This is a genomic window from Streptococcus halitosis, assembly GCF_023147855.1.
In the GTDB taxonomy this organism is placed as follows: Bacteria; Bacillota; Bacilli; order Lactobacillales; family Streptococcaceae; genus Streptococcus; species Streptococcus halitosis_B.
This window is the reverse complement of record NZ_JAHXOP010000001.1, coordinates 828205-848574: the sequence shown is the minus strand read 5'-3', so window position 1 is coordinate 848574 and position 20370 is coordinate 828205. Positions and strand designations below refer to the sequence as shown.

The 20370-nt window shown below is 44.1% G+C and carries 19 protein-coding genes and 1 riboswitch; of the genes, 16 read left to right on the top strand and 3 right to left on the bottom strand.

Annotated elements, in window-relative coordinates; genetic code table 11:
* Positions 1–93: 93 nt before the first annotated feature.
* The 10 genes from cbpF to tig all read left to right on the top strand — a co-directional run bounded on the left by cbpF (position 94) and on the right by tig (position 9574).
* Positions 94–1131 carry a choline-binding protein CbpF gene (gene cbpF / locus KZX55_RS04200; RefSeq protein WP_000713619.1) on the top strand — a complete coding sequence of 346 codons (1038 nt, stop codon included), beginning with the start codon at positions 94–96 and terminating at the stop codon, positions 1129–1131.
* Positions 1132–1247: 116 nt separating this feature from the next.
* Positions 1248–2126, top strand: a complete 879-nt coding sequence (gene mvk, locus KZX55_RS04195) for a mevalonate kinase (protein ID WP_000163309.1) — start codon at positions 1248–1250, stop codon at positions 2124–2126.
* Positions 2108–3061 carry a diphosphomevalonate decarboxylase gene (mvaD, locus tag KZX55_RS04190; protein WP_248024867.1) on the top strand — a complete coding sequence of 318 codons (954 nt, stop codon included), beginning with the start codon at positions 2108–2110 and terminating at the stop codon, positions 3059–3061. The genes mvk and mvaD overlap by 19 nt, the downstream gene beginning before the upstream one ends.
* Positions 3048–4055, top strand: coding sequence for a phosphomevalonate kinase (locus KZX55_RS04185; RefSeq protein WP_248024865.1), 1008 nt, complete (start codon positions 3048–3050; stop codon positions 4053–4055). Before mvaD ends, KZX55_RS04185 begins: the two co-directional genes overlap by 14 nt.
* Positions 4039–5040: a type 2 isopentenyl-diphosphate Delta-isomerase gene (gene fni / locus KZX55_RS04180; protein ID WP_248024863.1), complete on the top strand. Its 1002-nt coding sequence runs from the start codon at positions 4039–4041 to the stop codon at positions 5038–5040. The genes KZX55_RS04185 and fni overlap by 17 nt, the downstream gene beginning before the upstream one ends.
* Positions 5041–5206: 166 nt before the next feature.
* Complete coding sequence (gene liaF / locus KZX55_RS04175; protein WP_248024847.1) at positions 5207–5905, top strand: cell wall-active antibiotics response protein LiaF; 699 nt, start codon at positions 5207–5209, stop codon at positions 5903–5905.
* Complete coding sequence (locus KZX55_RS04170; protein ID WP_248024838.1) at positions 5902–6900, top strand: sensor histidine kinase; 999 nt, start codon at positions 5902–5904, stop codon at positions 6898–6900. The genes liaF and KZX55_RS04170 overlap by 4 nt, the downstream gene beginning before the upstream one ends.
* Positions 6901–6910: 10 nt before the next feature.
* Positions 6911–7543: a response regulator transcription factor gene (locus KZX55_RS04165; protein WP_033583784.1), complete on the top strand. Its 633-nt coding sequence runs from the start codon at positions 6911–6913 to the stop codon at positions 7541–7543.
* Positions 7544–8200: a DNA alkylation repair protein gene (locus KZX55_RS04160; RefSeq protein WP_248024829.1), complete on the top strand. Its 657-nt coding sequence runs from the start codon at positions 7544–7546 to the stop codon at positions 8198–8200.
* A 90-nt stretch (positions 8201–8290) separates the two neighbouring features.
* On the top strand, positions 8291–9574 hold the full coding sequence (gene tig / locus KZX55_RS04155) for a trigger factor (protein WP_248024828.1): 1284 nt from the start codon (positions 8291–8293) through the stop codon (positions 9572–9574).
* Positions 9575–9621: 47 nt separating this feature from the next.
* On the opposite strand, the gene recD2 is transcribed toward tig, so the two are convergent.
* The 3 genes from recD2 to rnhC form a co-directional block, all read right to left on the bottom strand.
* On the bottom strand, positions 9622–11988 hold the full coding sequence (gene recD2, locus KZX55_RS04150) for an SF1B family DNA helicase RecD2 (protein WP_248024819.1): 2367 nt from the start codon (positions 11986–11988) through the stop codon (positions 9622–9624).
* Positions 11989–12117: 129 nt separating this feature from the next.
* A complete protein-coding gene (gene lepB, locus KZX55_RS04145) occupies positions 12118–12732 on the bottom strand; it encodes a signal peptidase I (protein ID WP_001083992.1) in 615 nt (204 codons plus the stop codon).
* 3 nt (positions 12733–12735) lie between these two features.
* Positions 12736–13617, bottom strand: a complete 882-nt coding sequence (rnhC, locus tag KZX55_RS04140; protein ID WP_248024809.1) for a ribonuclease HIII — start codon at positions 13615–13617, stop codon at positions 12736–12738.
* An 87-nt stretch (positions 13618–13704) separates the two neighbouring features.
* Here rnhC and zapA point away from each other — a divergent pair, with 87 nt between their 5' ends.
* The 6 genes from zapA to KZX55_RS04110 all read left to right on the top strand — a co-directional run bounded on the left by zapA (position 13705) and on the right by KZX55_RS04110 (position 20360).
* Positions 13705–14007 carry a cell division protein ZapA gene (zapA, locus tag KZX55_RS04135; RefSeq protein ID WP_000002028.1) on the top strand — a complete coding sequence of 101 codons (303 nt, stop codon included), beginning with the start codon at positions 13705–13707 and terminating at the stop codon, positions 14005–14007.
* Entirely contained in the window at positions 14004–14552 is a 549-nt protein-coding gene (locus tag KZX55_RS04130; protein ID WP_057488706.1) for a CvpA family protein, read from the top strand. Before zapA ends, KZX55_RS04130 begins: the two co-directional genes overlap by 4 nt.
* Positions 14553–14665: 113 nt before the next feature.
* Positions 14666–17002, top strand: coding sequence for an endonuclease MutS2 (locus KZX55_RS04125; protein WP_248024808.1), 2337 nt, complete (start codon positions 14666–14668; stop codon positions 17000–17002).
* A 168-nt stretch (positions 17003–17170) separates the two neighbouring features.
* A riboswitch (glycine riboswitch) is annotated at positions 17171–17259 on the top strand.
* Positions 17260–17348: 89 nt separating this feature from the next.
* Complete coding sequence (locus KZX55_RS04120) at positions 17349–18671, top strand: alanine/glycine:cation symporter family protein (RefSeq protein WP_057488704.1); 1323 nt, start codon at positions 17349–17351, stop codon at positions 18669–18671.
* A gap of 131 nt (positions 18672–18802) precedes the next feature.
* A complete protein-coding gene (locus KZX55_RS04115; RefSeq protein WP_000206774.1) occupies positions 18803–19351 on the top strand; it encodes a carboxymuconolactone decarboxylase family protein in 549 nt (182 codons plus the stop codon).
* A 109-nt stretch (positions 19352–19460) separates the two neighbouring features.
* Positions 19461–20360, top strand: coding sequence for a TDT family transporter (locus tag KZX55_RS04110; RefSeq protein WP_248024807.1), 900 nt, complete (start codon positions 19461–19463; stop codon positions 20358–20360).
* The last annotated feature ends 10 nt before the right edge of the window (positions 20361–20370 follow it).

The window sequence follows — 20370 nt, the reverse complement described above, 5'->3', positions numbered from 1 at the left end:
AGTTGCAGTTGTGTAACTGCTTTTTTTGAGGGATTTCTATATATTGACATACAGTAAAGTCTTTGCTACAATCAGTTATGGAGGAAAGATCTAATGAAAAAATTTAAAATAATGATGCAAGTTGGACTAGCCGTCTTTTTCTTTGCTTTGCTGGCGACAAGCACAGTATTGGCGGATGATGCTTATTCAGAAGGCTGGCAATTTGTCCAAGAAAATGGCAGAACCTACTACAAGAAGGGGGAACTCAAAGAAACCTACTGGCGAGTGATTGATGGTAAGACCTATTATTTCGATCATGTATCAGGAGAGATGGTTGTCGGCTGGCAATATATCCCGTTTCCATCTAAAGGTAGTACAATTGGTCCTTACCCAAATGGTTTAAGATTAGAATATATGCCAATGCCAAAATGGTATTACTTTGGTCAAGATGGGGTACTACAAGAATTTGTTGGCAAGCAAGTTTTAGAAGCAAAAACTGCTACAAATACCAACAAACATCATGGGGAACAATATGATAGTCCAGCAGAGAAACGAGTCTATTATTTTGAAGATCAGCGTAGCTATCACACTTTAAAAACCGGTTGGATTTATGACGAGGGTCATTGGTATTATTTACAGAAGAGTGGTGGCTTTGATGCTCGTATCAACAGTTTAACGGTTGGGGAGCCAGTGCGTGGTTGGGCCAAGGATTATTCTCTTCTATATGATGAAGAGGAAATAAAAGCGGCTCCATGGTACTACCTAGACCCAGAAACTGGCATTATGCAAACGGGTTGGAAACAACTTGGCAATAAGTGGTACTACCTCCGTTCATCAGGAGCCATGGCAACTGGTTGGTACCAGGAAGGCTCAACTTGGTATTATTTAGACGAGCCAAATGGCGATATGAAAACGGGCTGGCAATACCTTGGGAACAAGTGGTACTATCTCCGTTCATCAGGATCTATGGCAACTGGCTGGTATCAGGAAGGCTCGACTTGGTACTACTTACATGCAAGTAATGGAGATATGAAGACAGGCTGGTTCCAGGTCAATGGCAAATGGTACTACGCTTACAGCTCAGGTGCTTTAGCAGTGAATACGACCGTAGAAGGCTATTCGGTCAACTATAATGGCGAGTGGGTTCAATAATGAAAGAGGCGATTGTGAAGGAAACAATCGCTTTTTTTGTGAAAATATAATAAAATAGATAGGAGAAATACTACTGTATGAAATGAGACGGTCTTTTCGTCTGGTTAAAGGAAAACATGACAAAAAAAGTTGGTGTCGGTCAGGCACATAGTAAGATTATTTTAATAGGGGAGCATGCGGTCGTATACGGCTATCCTGCCATTTCCCTGCCTCTCTTAGAGGTGGAGGTGACATGTAAGGTGGTCCCTGCTGAAAGTCCGTGGCGTCTCTATGAGGAGGATACCTTGTCCATGGCGGTTTATGCTTCGCTGGAGTATTTGGATATCAAAGAAGCCTGCATTCGATGTGTGATTGACTCGGCTATCCCTGAAAAACGGGGAATGGGTTCGTCAGCGGCTATCAGCATAGCAGCCATTCGAGCTGTTTTTGACTACTATCAAGCCGACCTGCCTCATGATGTACTAGAAATCTTGGTCAATCGGGCTGAGATGATTGCCCATATGAATCCAAGCGGTTTGGATGCTAAGACCTGTCTCAGTGACCAGCCCATTCGCTTTATCAAGAATGTTGGTTTTACAGAACTTGAGATGAACCTATCTGCCTATTTGGTGATTGCAGATACAGGTGTGTATGGTCACACTCGTGAAGCCATACAAGTGGTTCAAAGCAAGGGGAAGGATGCTCTGCCGTTTTTGCATGCCCTGGGAGAATTGACCCAGCAGGCAGAAGAGGCAATTAGACGAAAAGATGCTGAGGGACTGGGACAAATCTTCAGTCAAGCGCATTTACATTTAAAAGAAATTGGTGTTAGTAGCCCTGAGGCAGACTCCCTCGTTGAAACGGCTCTGAGCCAGGGTGCTCTAGGTGCCAAGATGAGTGGTGGTGGGCTAGGAGGCTGTATCATAGCCTTGGCAACCAATTTGACTCAAGCTCAAGAACTAGCAGAAAGATTAGAAGAGAAAGGAGCTGTTCAGACATGGATCGAAAGCCTGTAACAGTACGTTCCTACGCAAATATTGCCATTGTCAAATATTGGGGAAAGAAAAAAGAAAAAGAGATGGTTCCTGCTACTAGCAGTATCTCTTTGACTTTGGAAAATATGTACACAGAGACGACTTTGTCGCCTTTACCGACGGATGCGACTGCTGATGCCTTTTATATCAATGGTCAACTTCAGAGTGAGGATGAGCATGCCAAAATGAGCAAAATCATTGACCGTTATCGCCCAGAAGGTGAGGGCTTTGTCCGTATTGATACCCAAAACAACATGCCTACCGCAGCGGGCTTGTCCTCAAGTTCCAGTGGTTTGTCCGCCTTGGTCAAGGCCTGTAATGCTTATTTCCAGCTTGGTTTGAATCAGAGTCAGTTGGCGCAGGAAGCTAAGTTTGCCTCAGGTTCTTCCTCTCGCAGTTTTTATGGACCACTAGGTGCTTGGGATAAGGATAGTGGGGAGATTTACCCTGTAGAGACAGACTTGAAACTAGCTATGATCATGTTGGTGCTAGAGGATAAGAAAAAACCAATTTCTAGCCGTGATGGAATGAAACTTTGTGTGGAAACCTCGACGACCTTTGATGATTGGGTTCGTCAGTCTGAGAAGGATTATCAGGATATGCTGGTCTATCTCAAAGAGAATGATTTTGCCAAGGTTGGGGAATTAACGGAGAGGAATGCCCTTGCTATGCACGCTACGACGAAAACAGCATCGCCAACCTTTTCATATCTGACGGATGCGTCCTATGAAGCCATGGACTTTGTCCGCCAACTTCGTGAGCAAGGGGAAGCCTGCTACTTTACCATGGACGCCGGTCCCAATGTCAAGGTCCTCTGTCAGGAGAAAGACTTGGAGCATTTGTCAGAAATTTTCGGTCAACGTTACCGCTTGATTGTGTCAAAAACAAAGGATTTGAGCCAAGATGATTGCTGTTAAAACTTGCGGGAAACTCTATTGGGCAGGTGAATATGCTATTCTAGAGCCAGGGCAGTTAGCCTTGATAAAGGCCATCCCCATCTATATGAAGGCTGAGATTGCTTTTTCTGAGAACTATCGTATCTACTCAGACATGTTTGATTTCGCAGTGGACTTGACGCCAAATCCTGACTACAGCTTGATTCAAGAAACGATTGCTCTAGTGGAAGATTTCCTCGTTTATCGTGGGCAAGCCTTGCGACCTTTTTTCTTGGAAATCCGTGGCAAAATGGAACGAGAAGGGAAAAAATTTGGTCTGGGTTCGAGTGGTAGCGTCGTTGTCTTGGTGATCAAGGCCCTGCTGGCTCTGTATGATATTACGGTTGATCAGGATTTCTTGTTCAAGCTGGCTAGCGCGGTCTTGCTCAAGCGAGGTGACAATGGTTCTATGGGAGACCTTGCCTGTATTGTGGCAGAGGATTTAGTTCTCTACCAGTCTTTTGATCGAAAGAAGATAGCTGCTTGGTTGGAAGAAGAAAGTTTGGAGACAGTTTTGGAGCGTGACTGGGGCTTTTCCATCTCACAAGTGAAACCAGCCCTAGAATGTGATTTCCTAGTGGGATGGACCAAGGAAGTAGCCGTATCGAGCCAAATGGTTCAGCAAATCAAGCAAAACATAGACCAGAATTTTTTAAGTTCCTCAAAAGCAACGGTATCTGCTTTGGTAGAAGCCCTGGAGCATGGGAATGCAGAAAAAATTATTGAGCAGCTGGAAACAGCCAGTCAGCTTTTAGAAGGTTTGAGCCCAGATATTTACACACCTTCGTTGAGACAGTTGAAAGAAGCCAGTCAAGATTTGCAGGCTGTTGCCAAGAGTAGTGGCGCTGGTGGTGGTGACTGTGGGATTGCCTTGAGTTTTGATGAGCAATCAACTGAAACCTTAAAAAATCGCTGGGCCAATCTGGAGATTGAGCTCTTATACCAAGAAAGGATAGGACATGACGACAAATCGTAAGGACGAGCATATCCGCTATGCCCTTGAGCAAAAAAGTTCTTATAATAGCTTTGATGAGGTGGAGTTGATTCACTCTTCGCTACCGCTCTATGACCTAGATGAGATTGATTTGTCTACAGAATTTGCAGGTCGAAAGTGGGACTTTCCTTTTTATATCAATGCCATGACGGGTGGGAGCGAAAAAGGGCGAGAAATCAATCAAAAACTAGCTCAGGTGGCAGAAGCCTGTGGAATTTTGTTTGTGACGGGCTCTTATAGCGCAGCCCTCAAGGATCCAACAGATGACTCTTTTTCTGTCAAATCTAGCCATCCAAAGCTCCTTCTTGGAACCAATATTGGATTGGACAAGCCTATCGAGTCAGGACTTCAGACTGTGCAAGAGATGAATCCTCTCCTCCTGCAAGTGCATGTTAATGTTATGCAGGAATTACTCATGCCGGAGGGAGAAAGAAAGTTTCGAAGCTGGCAATCGCATCTGGCAGACTATAGCAAGCGGATCCCTGTTCCAATCGTTTTAAAGGAAGTGGGCTTTGGGATGGATGTGAAGACTATCGAAAGAGCCTATGAACTGGGTGTTCGAACGGTTGACCTGTCGGGTCGTGGTGGTACTAGCTTTGCCTATATCGAAAATCGTCGCAGTGGTCAGCGTGATTACCTCAATCAATGGGGCCAGTCCACCATGCAGGCCCTTCTCAATGCCCAAGACTGGAAAGACAAGGTCGAACTCTTGGTCAGTGGAGGCGTTCGAAATCCGCTGGATATGATTAAATGCCTGGTCTTTGGTGCCAAGGCTGTAGGACTGTCACGAACCGTTCTGGAATTGGTTGAAACCTACTCGGTCGGGGAAGTGATTAGCATTGTCCAAGGATGGAAAGAAGATCTGCGTTTGATTATGTGTGCCCTTAATTGTGCCACCATAGCGGATCTGCAAAACGTAGACTATATTCTTTATGGCAAATTAAAAGAAGCAAAAGATCAGATGTAGAGAGGTCGGGACAAGAATCCCGCCCTTTTTTGTAGCCTTTTGTCAACTGTGGTGGGCTGAAAGAACCTAGCTTGTAGGAGCGATTTCTGTCCTATCTCCTTTTTCCATCCTCAGACCGAGGTGACTTTTTTGAATTGTGATAAAATAGAAAAGAGAGGATGCAGCTATGAAAAAATTTCAAATCTTTTTATTTATTGAAGCCTGTCTATTGACGGGAGCTCTGATTTTGATGGTATCAGAGCATTTTTCGCGTTTTCTGCTGATTCTGTTCCTCTTTTTGCTCTTGCTGCGCTATTATACAGGTAAGGAGGGCAATAATGTCTTTCTCCTTGTGGCGACCATACTCTTCTTTTTCATCGTCATGCTCAATCCCTTTGTGATTTTAGCTATCTTTGTGGCAGTTATCTATAGTCTCTTTCTTCTCTATCCGATGATGAATCAAGAAAGAGAGGATACGGATTTGGTCTTTGAAGAGGTGGTAACGGTTAAAAATGAACGCAATCCTTGGTTTGGCAATCTCCATCATTTCTCTAGTCACCAGACCTGCCAATTTGACGATATCAATCTCTTTCGCCTCATGGGCAAGGACACCATTCATTTGGAAAGAGTTATCCTAACCAATCATGACAATGTCATTATCCTTAGAAAGATGATCGGAACGACTAGGATTATCGTACCTGTAGATGTGGAAATCAGCCTCAGTGTCAACTGCCTCTATGGAGATCTAACTTTCCTCAATCAACCCAAGCGAGCACTTCGCAATGAACACTATCATCAGGAGACCAGAGACTATCTCAAGAGTAACAAGAGCGTCAAGATTTTCCTAACTACTATGGTTGGCGATGTGGAGGTGGTCAGAGGATGAAAAAGCAATCGTATCTGTTAATTGGGCTGACTTCTTTCCTCTTTATCCTCTTTTTGACCAATAGTCTACTTGATATTTTTGAACTGGATTGGTCCTATTTGCTACAGGATATCGAGAAAACGGAGAAACTCATTTTCTTGATCTTGGTCTTTAGCATTTCCATGACCTTCTTTTTTGTCCTCTTTTGGCGCGTGATAGAAGAAGTCTCTCGCAGAAAAATGCAGGTCAATCTCAAGCGACTACTAGCAGGAAAAGAGGTGGTTTCCTTTGCAGATCCAGACTTGGACACCAGTTTTAAGTCCTTGTCTGGCAAGCTCAACCTCTTGACAGAGGCTGTTCAAAAGGCTGAAAATCAAAGCCTGGTCAAGGAAGAAGCAATCATTGAGAAAGAACGGAAGCGGATTGCACGTGACCTGCACGATACAGTTAGTCAGGAGTTGTTTGCGGCCCATATGATTTTATCAGGTGTCAGTCAGCAGGCTTTGAAGCTGGATAGAGAAAAGATGCAGACCCAGTTGCAAAGTGTCGCAGCTATCCTTGAAACAGCCCAGAAAGATCTGCGGGTCTTGCTCTTACATTTGCGACCTGTAGAGTTGGAAGAAAAGAGTTTGGTCGAGGGGATTCAAATCCTCTTAAAAGAGCTTGAGGACAAGAGTGATCTCAAGGTAAGCCTCAAGCAAAATGTGTCTAAATTGCCTAAGAAGATTGAAGAACATATTTTCCGTATTTTGCAGGAGTTGATCAGCAATACTCTCCGCCATGCCCAGGCATCTTGTTTGGATGTCTATCTCTATCAGACAGATGTTGAATTGCAGCTGAAGGTGGTGGATAATGGAATTGGTTTCCAGTTGGGGAGTTTAGATGACTTGAGTTATGGACTGCGAAATATCAAGGAGCGAGTCGAAGATATGGCAGGAAACATTCAACTTTTGACAGCACCTAAGCAAGGACTGGCGGTTGATATCCGTATTCCCCTGCTAGACAAGGAATCATAAAGGAGTAGAGATGAAAATTTTACTTGTAGATGACCATGAAATGGTTCGATTGGGCTTGAAAAGCTATTTTGATCTCCAAGACGATGTGGAAGTTGTGGGCGAGGCTGCCAACGGATCTCAAGGTATTGAGTTGGCCTTGGAATTGCGCCCAGATGTCATTGTCATGGATATTGTCATGCCTGAGATGAATGGGATTGATGCTACCTTGGCTATCCTCAAAAAATGGCCTGAAGCCAAGATATTGATTGTGACCTCTTACTTGGACAATGAAAAAATCATGCCGGTCTTGAATGCTGGTGCCAAAGGCTATATGCTTAAGACTTCAAGTGCAGATGAATTGCTCCATGCTGTCCGTAAGGTGGCTGCTGGCGAGCTGGCCATTGAACAAGAGGTCAGCAAGAAGGTTGAATACCACCGCAATCATATGGAACTTCATGAAGAATTGACTGCACGTGAGCGAGATGTACTTCAGTTAATCGCCAAGGGCTACGAAAATCAGCGGATCGCAGATGAACTCTTTATCTCTCTCAAGACGGTCAAGACCCATGTGTCCAATATCCTTGCCAAACTTGAGGTCAGCGATCGCACCCAGGCGGCGGTCTATGCCTTCCAGCACCACTTGGTCGGGCAGGAGGACTTTTAGATGAGTCTTGCAGATTTACTTGAGGAGCTAGAAGCAGCAAAAGACCCTGAAAAAGCAGGGCCTATGGAAGCCTATATGCGCCATCAATTTCCCTTTTTAGGGATTGCAGGTCCTGAAAGAAATGCACTCTATAAAAAATACTTTCCAAGCGTGAAAAAAACAAAGATTATTGATTGGGATTTTGTAGATATCTGCTGGGAAAAGGAGCCAAGAGAATACCAATATGTAGCTGCCAACTATTTGAAAGCCATGCAGTCTTATCTAACGAAGGATGATTTGCCTAAGCTTGAGCGTCTGGTCGTGACCAAGTCTTGGTGGGACACGGTAGATATCCTAGATCGAGTAGTAGGAAGTTTGGTAGCCGACTATCCAGAACTTGAAGAAGTGATTTTAAAATGGAGCCTCTCAGACAATATCTGGCTGAGACGAGTCGCTATTGACCACCAGTTGTTAAGAAAAGAAAAAACAAATGTCCAACTGATGGAAAAGATCCTGGTCAACAATCTGGACCAGACAGAATTTTTCATCAACAAAGCCATCGGCTGGGCTCTAAGAGACTACTCTAAAACCAATCCCGAATGGGTAGCACGTTTTATTGAGAAAAATAAGAAGAGAATGGCTGAACTTAGTATCAAGGAAGCGAGCAAGTACCTCTAGCACTATTGAAAAGCGCATTCATTACTTGAAAAAAGTCGCTATTATATGGTATAATGGACTGTATTAAAAATTTTAAGGAGAAATGACAGAATGTCTGTATCATTTGAAAACAAAGAAACAAACCGTGGTGTCTTGACTTTCACTATCTCTCAAGACCAAATCAAACCAGAATTGGACCGTGTATTTAACTCAGTAAAGAAAACTCTTAACGTTCCAGGTTTCCGTAAAGGTCACCTTCCACGCCCTATCTTCGACCAAAAATTTGGTGAAGAAGCTCTTTATCAAGATGCAATGAACGCACTTTTGCCAAACGCTTATGAAGCTGCAGTAAAAGAAGCTGGTCTTGAAGTGGTTGCACAACCAAAAATTGACGTGACTTCAATGGAAAAAGGTCAAGACTGGGTTATCACAGCTGAAGTCGTGACAAAACCTGAAGTTAAATTGGGTGACTACAAAAACCTTGAAGTATCAGTAGATGTAGAAAAAGAAGTAACAGACGCTGACGTTGAAGAGCGTATCGAACGCGAACGCAACAACTTGGCTGAATTGGTTATCAAAGATGGTGCTGCTGAAGACGGCGACACTGTTGTGATCGACTTCGTTGGTTCTATCGACGGTGTTGAATTTGATGGTGGAAAAGGTGAAAACTTCTCACTTGGACTTGGTTCAGGACAATTCATCCCTGGATTTGAAGACCAATTGGTAGGTCACTCAGCTGGCGAAACTGTTGATGTTGTCGTAACATTCCCAGAAGACTACCAAGCAGAAGACCTTGCAGGTAAAGAAGCTAAATTCGTAACAACTATTCACGAAGTAAAAGCTAAAGAAGTTCCAGCTCTTGATGATGAACTTGCAAAAGATATCGACGAAGAAGTGGAAACTCTTGACGAATTGAAAGAAAAATACCGCAAAGAATTGACTGCTGCAAAAGAAGAAGCATACAAAGATGCCGTTGAAGGTGCAGCAATCGATAAAGCTGTAGAAAATGCTGAAATCGTAGAACTTCCAGAAGAAATGATCCACGAAGAAGTTCACCGTTCAGTAAATGAATTCCTTGGAAACTTGCAACGTCAAGGTATCAACCCTGATATGTACTTCCAAATCACAGGAACTACTCAAGAAGACCTTCACAAACAATACGAAGCAGAAGCAGAGTCACGTACGAAGACTAACCTTGTTATCGAAGCAGTTGCCAAAGCTGAAGGATTTGACGCTTCAGAAGAAGAAATCCAAAAAGAAATCGAGCAATTGGCAGCAGACTACAACATGGAAGTTGCACAAGTACAAAACTTGCTTTCAGCTGATATGTTGAAACACGATATCACTATCAAAAAAGCTGTTGAATTGATCACAAGCACTGCAACAGTAAAATAATCTTAAAAGAGAAAAAGCCCACCTGACTAGGTGGGTTTTCTTATGCACTATTTTCCAAAAATCTCTTTGAGATCTGCGTCTGTAATTCCAATCATGGCTGGAATACTAGACCAGTTTTCCTCGGTGAGGATGTAGGATTGTTCAGAGTCGCTTGATGTGGCAGTTTCAGAGACAACTGGTTGCTTTTCTTCAACATTTTCAATTAAATCACTGAAACGCTCAATCAGATAGGTCTTGCGGGCAGTCCCGATATGCTTGACTGCATAGTCAAAGGCCTGTAATTCACCAAGAAGGATGAGCTTACTCTTGGCCCGTGTGATAGCTGTGTAGATGAGATTTCGCTCTAGCATGCGCTTGCTAGCACTGGTGATAGGCAGGATGACAACAGGAAACTCACTTCCCTGAGACTTATGAATACTCATGGCATAGGCTAGTCGAATTTTGTACCATTCATTACGTGGGTAGACGACCTCATTGCCATCAAAATCAATGACAATCTCGTCTTGTTTGGACTCGGTGTATTTTCCAGGAATTAGATCTGTGATGTAGCCTAGGTCTCCATTAAAGACATTGACTTCAGCGTCGTTGACTAGGTGAATAACCTTGTCCCCTGTTCGATAGTGACACTGAGTTGCTTCAAAGCTAACTTGCCCCTTTTGCTGAGGATTGAGCAGTTCTTGCATGAGTTGGTTGATGGCGTCAATACCAGCAGTTCCTCGATACATAGGCGCTAGCACCTGAATATCGCGAGCCGGAATGCCACTTCTGAGGGCAGCACCGAGGATTTTCTCAATCGTAACTGGGATATGGCCACTAGCGATTTCAAAGTAGGAACGGTCTGGCTTTTTCTGGGTAAAGTCAGCTGGCAAGATGCCTTGTCGAATCTGACTAGCCAAGGTGACGATAGTTGATTCTTCACTCTGACGGTAAATCCGTTCCAAGCGGGTCTGCGGAATCAGGGGTATCTGGAGCAGGTCTGCAAGGACTTGTCCGGGACTAACAGAAGGCAATTGGTCACTGTCTCCCACGATGAGGATTTTACTGTTAGAAGAGATATTGGAGAAGAGTTGGTTGGCTAGCCAAGTATCCACCATAGAAAACTCATCCACGATGATGAAGTCAGCATCCAGATAATCTTCTAGATGACTGGTATCATCGTCTCCCGTCATCCCCAAATGGCGATGTATGGTCGCGCTAGGCAAACCTGTCAATTCATTCATGCGCCGAGCTGCTCGACCAGTTGGAGCTGCTAGAAGGATAGGTAAGTTGCTTTTCTTCCTGAGATCAAGCCCTTCTAAAAGGGCATGAACAGCGATAATTCCATTGATAACAGTCGTTTTACCAGTACCAGGTCCACCTGTTAAGATAAAGACCTTGTTCTGGATAGCATCACAGATTGCTTGCTTTTGGATGCTATCGTACTGGATACCAAGCTCTTCCTCAACACTGGCGATATGCTTTTGAATGGTTTCTAGATCCTGGCTTTTCTGCTTTCCTTTTTCGAGGATACGAACCAAGTGACTGCGAATGCCTTCTTCAGCGAAAAAGAGGCTGTTATCAAAGATTTTGGTATCAATCTGCTGAACCTTGTCTTCTTCGATCAAATGAGATAATTCCTGAGCTACTTGACTGGGGTCTAGTTCCACAGGACGGGAAGACTCGAGGAGAGTCAGGGTCTGTTCCAGCAAATCTCGGGCTTCCATATAGGTATCGCCCGTATCCATACATCCCTGAAAAAGACTATGAACAAGACCAGCACGGAAGCGTTCAGGAGCTTGACTTTCGATGCCTAGTTCTGCAGCCAATTGGTCAGCAATGGTAAAGCCCAAACCCTTGATATCCTCAACTAGTTGGTAGGGATAATTTTCAACCACATCAAGGGTTTCTTCCTTGTAAAAGTCTTGAATCTGAAGGGCCAGTTTATTGGGAATGCCGTAGTTAGCTAGTTTTGCCAAGACCATCTCTGTCCCGTAGTTGAGACGGAGGGTGGAAACAAAAGCCTCACGGTTTTTGGCAGAGAGTCCTGAGATGCCTTCTAGCTTTTCAGGATGTTCCAGAATTTCGTCAATGGTATTGTCACCATAGCTATCGACGATTTTCTGAGCAGTTTTGAGACCAATCCCCTTGAAATGACTGCTAGAAAAGTATTTGACTAGGCCTTTTCTAGTTGGTTTGGCGCGTTCATAACGGCTGATCCGAAGCTGTTCCCCATACTTGGAGTGCTGAACGATTTGCCCCCAAAAAGTGTAGTCTTCCCCTTCAATCACGTCCGCCATGGTTCCTGTAACGATGATTTCAAAATCGTCAAAGTCCTCCGCATCGGTATCTTCGATATCTAGGAGGAGAATGCGATAAAAATTACTGGGATTTTCAAAAATAATGCGTTCAATGGTGCCTGAAAAATAAACTTCCATAGGTTTCCTTTACATGAGTTCGTGAAAGTTGTACCCTTAGCTTCTTTCAACAAGCTAGGAGACTAAAAGGTCTTCTTCTCGTAATAGAAAAAGAGGCTGAGACTTAGCATTCTCGGCCTCTTCCTTATCTTAAAAAGTTCCGATACGGTTAAGTGGCCAGAAACGGAATTTTGCTTCGCCCTTGATATCGCTGGCCTTGAAGGTACCGACATGGCGGCTGTCGCTAGAGACTAGACGATCGTCACCAAGGAGAAGGTACTCACCTTGAGGGACAGTAAAGCTAAAGCTGGTGTTGGAATTGACATCGACTGTAAAGGCCTGTGCCTTTTGAGCAAGTTCTCTAAAGTAAACTCCCTTATTGCCTTCAAATCCTTTTCCAGTATAGGTGTTTTGCAACTTTTCTGTTTTGAACAAGTTGAGGTATTCAGCTAGGTAGGGTTCATTCGTTTCTTCACCGTTGATAAAGAGTTTGTCATTTTCGTAGCGGATGGTATCTCCAGGCATGCCGATGACCCTTTTGACAATGTCTTTATTTCCGTCTTCCTCATGCGCAACCACGATGTCGAAGCGGTCAATTGGGAGGTGTTTGACGACGAAGAGAACTTCTCCGTCAGCTAGGGTAGGGTCCATCGAGTGTCCTTCCACACGGACATTGCTCCAAAGGAAGATACGGCTAAGGCCGACCAGCGCGATAATAAGGAAGAAAACTCCCCATTCTTTTAGAAATGTTTTAAACGAATTCATAACTCACCTTTCTAGAAGTGACTTGGCTTTTTCAGTGTTTTTAAAATGCAGTTTGGCGCAGAAATGAAGTCCCTTCATACCATAGGCTTGAAGGATTTTGCTTGCAACCTTATCAGATGCAGTTCCAGCGCCACTTGGCAGTTGATAGCCCAGTTCTCGTCCAAGATTTTCCAAGTTTTCAAGGAAGAGATCCCGCGCGATGATAGAGCTAACTGCAACAGCCAGGTATTTGCCCTCAGCTTTTTCTTCTAAGCTAATTTTGTTTGGAAAACGGTTGGCTTCTTGCGCCAAGTACTTGTCATAGTTTTTAGGGCTTGTAAAAGCATCAATCACGATTTTTTCTGGCTGGACTCCTTTTTGAAGAAGGAGAAAGATAGCCTGATTGTGAAGGGCAACCTTTACAGAAACAGCATTGTAACGCTCTCCAATAATTTCGTTGTACTTGCTCGGTGAAAGGAGGAGCGCTTGGTGCTGGATTTTTTCCTTGAGGATAGGGGCAATCTGACGAATCTTTTGGTCTGTCAGGGTTTTTGAATCCCCCACACCGAGTTTTCGCAAGAAGTCATGCTGATCTGGTGTCACGAAGGAAGCCACGACAGCAAGCCCACCAAAGTAGGAACCATTTCCCACCTCATCGGTACCGATCATAGGAAAATCTTGTCCACTGTTTTCTTGTTGAACTTGATAGCCAAAGAAACTAGCGTACTGTTCAGCAGCTTCGCCCTGCAGGAGGACTTTTCCAGAAGTATAGATGGAAACTGTTGCCTGAGGCAGTCTCAAAAAATAGCGAATATAAGGATTTTTACTAGGACTGAGAGCCTTTTGATACTGACTTAAAAAGCTCTGAATTTCTTGTTCACTTGGTATGAGTGTGATACTTGCCATAGTCTCTATTGTACCACAAAAGCAGGAGAATTGGTAAAAACTGACAAAGTTAGTGAAATTTGGTATAATATCGTGAGGTGAATTTTTATGGCAAATCTAAATCGATATAAGTTTACATTCGGAAAAAAGACATTAACCTTAACAACCGAGCATGACAATCTCTTTATGGAGGAAATTGCCAAGGTTGCGACTGAAAAATACCAAGCAATTAAAGAACAAATGCCTGGGGCGGATGATGAAACCATTGCGCTTCTTTTGGCGGTCAATTGTCTGTCTACACAACTCAACCGTGAGATTGAATTTGATGACAAGGAGCAAGAGTTGTTAGAACTCCGCCATAAGTTGATTGCTGTCAAACAAGAACAGAGCAAGATTGAGGATTCCCTATGATTTCAATCCTACTCTTATTGGTTCTGGCTTGGGGCTTTTACATCGGCTACCGTAGAGGTTTGGTGCTGCAGGTTTATTATTTCCTCGTGGCAGTGATTTCAGCCTTTGTTGCGGGGCAGTTTTATAAATCACTGGGCGATCATTTCCACTTGCTTGTCCCTTATGCCAATCCTCAGGAAGGACAGGGCACCTTTTTCTTCCCTTCAGACCAGCTGTTTCATCTAGACAAGGTCTTTTATGCGGGCCTAGCCTATCTTTTAGTTTTTGGGATTTGCTACACTATCGGACGTTTTATCGGTTTGTTCCTGCACTTGATTCCAACTAAAAAGCTCGATGTCAAATGGTTGCGTATCGGATCAGGCCTTTTGTCTCTATTGGTAACCTTATTTGTCTTGCAAATGGTTCTGACCATCCTTGCAACGGTGCCTCTGGCAGTCATTCAAAATTCACTCGAAAAAAGTACAGTAGCCAAACAGATCATCCAAAGTGTCCCTTTTACGACAAACCTTATCAAACAACTCTGGGTGACAAATTTAATCGGATAAAAAGGGCGGGATTTTTCCTAGCCCTTTGTTTACAGATTGGACGACTAGGGTTAGGTAAAGTCCAAAAATTTCTAGGCGCTACGGTCTTGTAAACAAGCATACAAGGAAAGAATATGAATACAAAAATACTAGAAACATTAGAATTTAATAAAATCAAGGCCTTGTTTGAACCGCATCTCCTGACAGAACAAGGCCTAGAGGAGCTAAAAGGCTTGGCTCCAACTACAAAGGCGGATAAGATCAAACAAGCCTTTACAGAGATGGAGGAAATGCAAGCCCTATTTGTGGAGCAACCTCACTTTACCATCCTAGCGACGCGTGAGATATCAGCTGTTTGCAAGCGTCTGGAGATGGGGGCGGACCTCAATATCGAGGAGTTCTTGCTCCTCAAACGGGTCTTGCTGGCTAGCAGAGAGTTGCAAGGATTTTATACCAATCTCGAAAACGTACGCTTGGAGCAGTTGGCGAGATGGTTTGAAAAACTGCATGAGTTCCCACACTTGCAAGGGAGTCTTCAATCTCTAAACGATGCAGGATTTATCGAAAATTTCGCCAGTGAAGAGCTAGCACGCATTCGCCGGAAAATCCATGATAGCGAGAGTCAAGTTCGAGATGTCTTGCACGACCTGCTCAAGCAAAAAGCTCAGATGTTGACGGAAGGCATTATCGCTAGCAGAAATGGCCGTCAAGTCTTACCAGTCAAGAACACCTATCGCAATAAGATTGCGGGTGTTGTCCATGACATATCTGCCAGTGGAAACACAGTCTATATCGAGCCACGTGAGGTCGTCAAGCTGAGCGAAGAAATCGCTAGTCTGCGAGCAGACGAACGCTATGAGATGATTCGTATCCTGCAGGAGCTCTCAGAACGGGTTCGTCCTCATGCTGCTGAGATTGCTAATGACGCTTGGATTATCGGTCATTTAGACTTGATTCGTGCCAAGGTGCGTTTCATCCAAGAAAGACAAGCAGTTGTTCCTCAACTTTCAGAGAATCAAGAGATTCAACTCCTCCATGTTCGCCATCCTTTGGTTAAAAATGCTGTCGCAAACGATGTACACTTTGGTAAGGAATTAACAACCATTGTCATTACAGGTCCCAATACAGGTGGGAAGACCATCATGCTCAAAACCTTGGGCTTGACTCAACTTATGGCCCAATCTGGATTGCCCATTCTAGCTGATAGGGGGAGCCGTGTCGGTATTTTCGAGGAAATCTTCGCAGATATTGGGGATGAGCAGTCTATCGAGCAAAGTTTGTCTACCTTTTCCAGTCACATGACCAATATCGTAGATATTCTTGGCAAGGTCAATCAGCACTCGCTCTTATTACTAGATGAACTTGGGGCAGGTACCGATCCGCAGGAAGGAGCAGCCCTTGCCATGGCTATTTTGGAGGATCTTCGTCTGCGTCAGGTCAAGACTATGGCGACGACCCACTATCCAGAGCTCAAGGCCTACGGTATCGAAACAGCCTTTGTGCAAAATGCCAGTATGGAGTTTGATACAGCCAGTCTGCGTCCGACCTATCGCTTTATGCAGGGAGTTCCTGGCCGAAGCAATGCCTTTGAAATTGCTAAACGTCTGGGCTTGTCAGATGTCATCGTAGGAGATGCCAGCCAGCAGGTCAATCAAGATAATGACGTCAATCGCATCATTGAACAATTGGAAGAGCAGACGCTTGAAAGCCGTAAACGCTTGGACAATATCCGTGAGGTGGAGCAAGAAAACCTAAAGATGAACCGAGCACTCAAAAAGCTCTACAATGAGCTCAATCGTGAAAAAGAAACCGAGCTCAACAAGGCGCGTGAACAGGCTGCCGAGATTGTGGAACTTGCTCTAAGTGAGAGTGACCAGATTCTCAAGAACCTCCATAGTAAGTCTCAACTCAAACCCCATGAAATCATTGAAGCCAAGGCTGAGCTGAAGAAATTGGCCCCTGAAAAAGTCGACTTGTCTAAAAACAAGGTCCTTCAAAAGGCCAAGAAAAAACGAGCTCCAAAGGTGGGAGATGACATTGTGGTTCTCAGTTATGGCCAACGTGGAACCTTGACCAATCAACTTAAGGACGGCCGTTGGGAAGCCCAAGTTGGTTTGATCAAGATGACCTTGGAAGAGAAAGAATTTGACCTTGTTCAGGCCCAGCAAGAAGCCCCAGTCAAGAAGAAACAAGTCAATGTTGTGAAACGAGCTTCTGGTCGTGGTCCGCAAGCCAGACTGGATCTTCGTGGCAAACGGTACGAAGAGGCCATGAATGAGCTGGACGCCTTTATCGACCAAGCCCTGCTCAATAACATGGCGCAAGTCGACATCATCCATGGTATCGGAACAGGTGTCATCCGTGAGGGCGTCACCAAATACCTGCAAAGAAACAAGCATGTTAAGAGTTTCGGTTATGCTCCACAGAATGCTGGCGGCAGTGGCGCCACCATTGTAACCTTTAAAGGATAGAGAGAAGAAGGATTCACTCTTTCTGAAAAAAGAAGTGAAAAGTCAAAAATTTTCATAGAATATATTGACAAAGGCTAACTTTTCTTGTAGAATAATAAAAAATAAAATACCAACACCGAATGAAGTTTAATAGAAGTGGAGAAAGGTTTGTTTTCCATGACTGTAAATGGACGGAACTCTGGAGAGACCGTAAAGGCACCGAAGGGGCAAGGCAGGTAACTGCTCAAACTCTCAGGTAAAAGGACAGAGCTAGGATAGACCGCTTTTTGGCATTTATCTAAGCATTCCAGAGTACATGTATCTTGCATGTGCTCTTTCTTTTGGGGTTGAAAGATAGGAGAAGGATATGTTAGAATTGCTAAAAGCGCTTGATGCTTTCGTTTGGGGGCCTCCCCTCTTGATCTTATTGGTCGGAACGGGTATCTATTTGACCATCCGACTAGGCCTTTTGCAGGTAGCTCGTCTCCCAAAGGCCTTTCAGCTGATCTTTACCAAGGATAAGGGGCATGGCGATGTGTCGAGCTTTGCTGCTCTCTGTACGGCTTTAGCCGCCACCGTTGGTACGGGAAATATCATCGGGGTCGCAACAGCCATTAAGGTTGGGGGACCAGGGGCTCTATTTTGGATGTGGATGGCGGCCTTCTTTGGGATGGCGACCAAATATGCCGAAGGCTTGCTAGCCATCAAATATCGCACAAAGGATGCAAATGGAGCTGTAGCTGGAGGACCCATGCATTACATCCTTTTGGGGATGGGAGAAAAGTGGCGTCCACTTGCTATCTTCTTTGCCCTAGCGGGTGTATTGGTAGCCCTCCTAGGAATTGGTACCTTTACCCAAGTCAATTCGATTACAGAATCCATTCAAAATACAGCTCAAATTGATCCAGCCATCACAGCTCTGATTTTATCGATTTTTGTAGGGATTGCTGTCTTTGGTGGCCTCAAATCCATATCAAAAGTTTCGACAGCAGTTGTTCCTTTTATGGCTATTGTCTATATTTTAGGAACTCTTACAGTTATTCTCTTTAATATCGAGAAAATCCCGGCCACACTTGCACTGATCTTTACTTCAGCCTTTAGTCCAGCTGCTGCGGTAGGTGGTTTTGCAGGTGCCAGCATTCGGATGGCTATCCAAAATGGTGTGGCGCGAGGAGTCTTCTCTAACGAATCTGGCCTAGGATCAGCTCCCATTGCGGCGGCTGCAGCTAAGACAAATGAGCCTGTCGAGCAAGGCTTGATTTCCATGACAGGAACCTTTATTGATACTTTGATTATCTGCACTCTGACAGGTCTGACAATCTTGGTAACTGGGGTTTGGAGTGGTGATTTGAATGGAGTTGCCTTGACCCAGTCAGCCTTTTCAACAGTTTTTTCACACTTTGGACCTGCCCTCTTGACCCTCTTCCTTGTACTCTTTGCCTTTACGACGATTCTCGGATGGAACTATTACGGAGAGCGCTGTTTTGAGTTTCTCTTCGGTGTTCGTTTTATCTGGCTTTACCGTGTAATCTTTGTAGTCATGGTCTTGTTGGGAGGATTTATCGAGTTGGATATGGTTTGGATTATAGCAGACATCGTTAATGCCTTGATGGCTTTACCAAACTTGATTGCCCTCTTGGTCTTGTCGCCAGTCGTTATTTCCGAAACCAGAAAGTATTTTAAACACTAACCCAATCACACTTTTAGTGTGATTTTTTTCATTTCATAGACATTTCCTATCAAGGCGATTGAAAATATATATTATCCAAGGGTGAAATTCTATGATAGACTAAATGACAATAAAATGAAAAGAGGTTTCTTATGACAACATTTACCATCCACACAGTAGAATCAGCACCAGCAGAAGTGAAAGAAGTTCTTGAAACAGTACAAAAAGATAACAATGGCTATATTCCCAACCTAATCGGTCTCTTGGCCAACGCTCCTACCGCGCTTGAAGCCTACCGAACTGTCGGAGCCATCAACCGTCGCAACAGCCTGACACCAGTAGAGCGTGAAGTAGTGCAAATCACAGCTGCCGTAACCAATGGTTGTGCTTTCTGCGTCGCAGGTCACACAGCCTTTTCAATCAAACAAATCCAGATGAATGATGATCTTCTACAAGCACTCCGCAACCGTACTCCAATCGAGACAGATCCAAAACTAGATACTCTAGCTAAGTTTACCTTGGCGGTCATCAATACCAAAGGGCGTGTAGGAGATGAAGCCTTGGCTGAATTTTTGGAAGCTGGATACACGCAACAAAATGCCTTGGACGTGGTTCTCGGTGTTAGTCTTGCCAGCCTCTGCAACTATGCAAACAACCTAGCCAATACGCCTATTAACCCAGAATTACAACCTTATGCTTAATTCATATCTGAGAAAAAATGGAGTCTGAAATAATCGGGCTTCATTTTTTAGGCTCTCATTTAAGCGCTTTTATGCTATACTAATAATAACATGATTATTGGAGGCTCGGATGAAAAAGTTCCCCTTGGTATTTTCTGGCTGTTTATTAGGTTTAGCAGGTGCAGGAAATCTGCTTGCAGATACTTTGCCTGTTCCGTCGCATTTATTGAGTCTGACTGGTTTAGTTTTGTGGATTTTCTTTCTGATTCTTCATCTTTTTAATTGGGAAGAAACCAAGCAAGAATTGACCAAGCCCCCTCTTTTATCAGGGATGGCCACTTTTCCTATGGCTGGGATGATTTTAGCGACCTATGTCTTTCGCGTATTCCCTGCTCTTCCTTTGGTAGCACAAGGGCTCTGGTGGTTTTCCTTTCTCTTGGATTTGACTTTGATCGCTACTTTTACCATCAAATTTGCCTGTCCAGGTCGGAAGGTCAATGCGACTCCAAGCTGGACGGTGCTCTATGTGGGGATAGCAGTAGCGGCCTTGACCTATCCTCTGGTAGGCATTATTGAGATTGCCTATGCGACCTTGAGTTTTGGTTTTGTCTTGACCTTCTATCTCTATCCCCTTATTTATAGGGATTTAAAGCAAGATCCACTCCCAGTGGCCTTGCTTGGACAGGAAGGAATCTACTGTGCTCCCTTTTCTTTGCTCTTGGCTTCCCTGGTTCGAGTTGGAGGAGCGAGTTTACCGGCTTGGCTCTTGATCGTCATGATTTTGGCATCTCAGTCCTTCTTTTTCTTTGTTTTAACTCGCCTACCCAATATTTTAAAACAAGGCTTTCAACCAGCCTTCTCAGCCCTCACCTTCCCAACCATTATCACAGCCACTTCGCTCAAGATGGCTCAGGGAATTTTGAAACTTCCATTTCTGGATTATCTGGTATTGGCTGAAACTGTTATATGCCTCACTATTTTATTCTTTGTCTTGGGTGCTTATCTGATTTGGTTACGAAAAAAGGTCTAGCTATTTTCTA

Coding starts and splice junctions, on each gene's coding strand:
- cbpF (WP_000713619.1), top strand. CDS start 94: ATGAAAAAATTTAAAATAATGATGCAAGTTGGACTAGCCGTCTTTTTC.
- mvk (WP_000163309.1), top strand. CDS start 1,248: ATGACAAAAAAAGTTGGTGTCGGTCAGGCACATAGTAAGATTATTTTA.
- mvaD (WP_248024867.1), top strand. CDS start 2,108: ATGGATCGAAAGCCTGTAACAGTACGTTCCTACGCAAATATTGCCATT.
- KZX55_RS04185 (WP_248024865.1), top strand. CDS start 3,048: ATGATTGCTGTTAAAACTTGCGGGAAACTCTATTGGGCAGGTGAATAT.
- fni (WP_248024863.1), top strand. CDS start 4,039: ATGACGACAAATCGTAAGGACGAGCATATCCGCTATGCCCTTGAGCAA.
- liaF (WP_248024847.1), top strand. CDS start 5,207: ATGAAAAAATTTCAAATCTTTTTATTTATTGAAGCCTGTCTATTGACG.
- KZX55_RS04170 (WP_248024838.1), top strand. CDS start 5,902: ATGAAAAAGCAATCGTATCTGTTAATTGGGCTGACTTCTTTCCTCTTT.
- KZX55_RS04165 (WP_033583784.1), top strand. CDS start 6,911: ATGAAAATTTTACTTGTAGATGACCATGAAATGGTTCGATTGGGCTTG.
- KZX55_RS04160 (WP_248024829.1), top strand. CDS start 7,544: ATGAGTCTTGCAGATTTACTTGAGGAGCTAGAAGCAGCAAAAGACCCT.
- tig (WP_248024828.1), top strand. CDS start 8,291: ATGTCTGTATCATTTGAAAACAAAGAAACAAACCGTGGTGTCTTGACT.
- recD2 (WP_248024819.1), bottom strand. CDS start 11,988: ATGGAAGTTTATTTTTCAGGCACCATTGAACGCATTATTTTTGAAAAT.
- lepB (WP_001083992.1), bottom strand. CDS start 12,732: ATGAATTCGTTTAAAACATTTCTAAAAGAATGGGGAGTTTTCTTCCTT.
- rnhC (WP_248024809.1), bottom strand. CDS start 13,617: ATGGCAAGTATCACACTCATACCAAGTGAACAAGAAATTCAGAGCTTT.
- zapA (WP_000002028.1), top strand. CDS start 13,705: ATGGCAAATCTAAATCGATATAAGTTTACATTCGGAAAAAAGACATTA.
- KZX55_RS04130 (WP_057488706.1), top strand. CDS start 14,004: ATGATTTCAATCCTACTCTTATTGGTTCTGGCTTGGGGCTTTTACATC.
- KZX55_RS04125 (WP_248024808.1), top strand. CDS start 14,666: ATGAATACAAAAATACTAGAAACATTAGAATTTAATAAAATCAAGGCC.
- KZX55_RS04120 (WP_057488704.1), top strand. CDS start 17,349: ATGTTAGAATTGCTAAAAGCGCTTGATGCTTTCGTTTGGGGGCCTCCC.
- KZX55_RS04115 (WP_000206774.1), top strand. CDS start 18,803: ATGACAACATTTACCATCCACACAGTAGAATCAGCACCAGCAGAAGTG.
- KZX55_RS04110 (WP_248024807.1), top strand. CDS start 19,461: ATGAAAAAGTTCCCCTTGGTATTTTCTGGCTGTTTATTAGGTTTAGCA.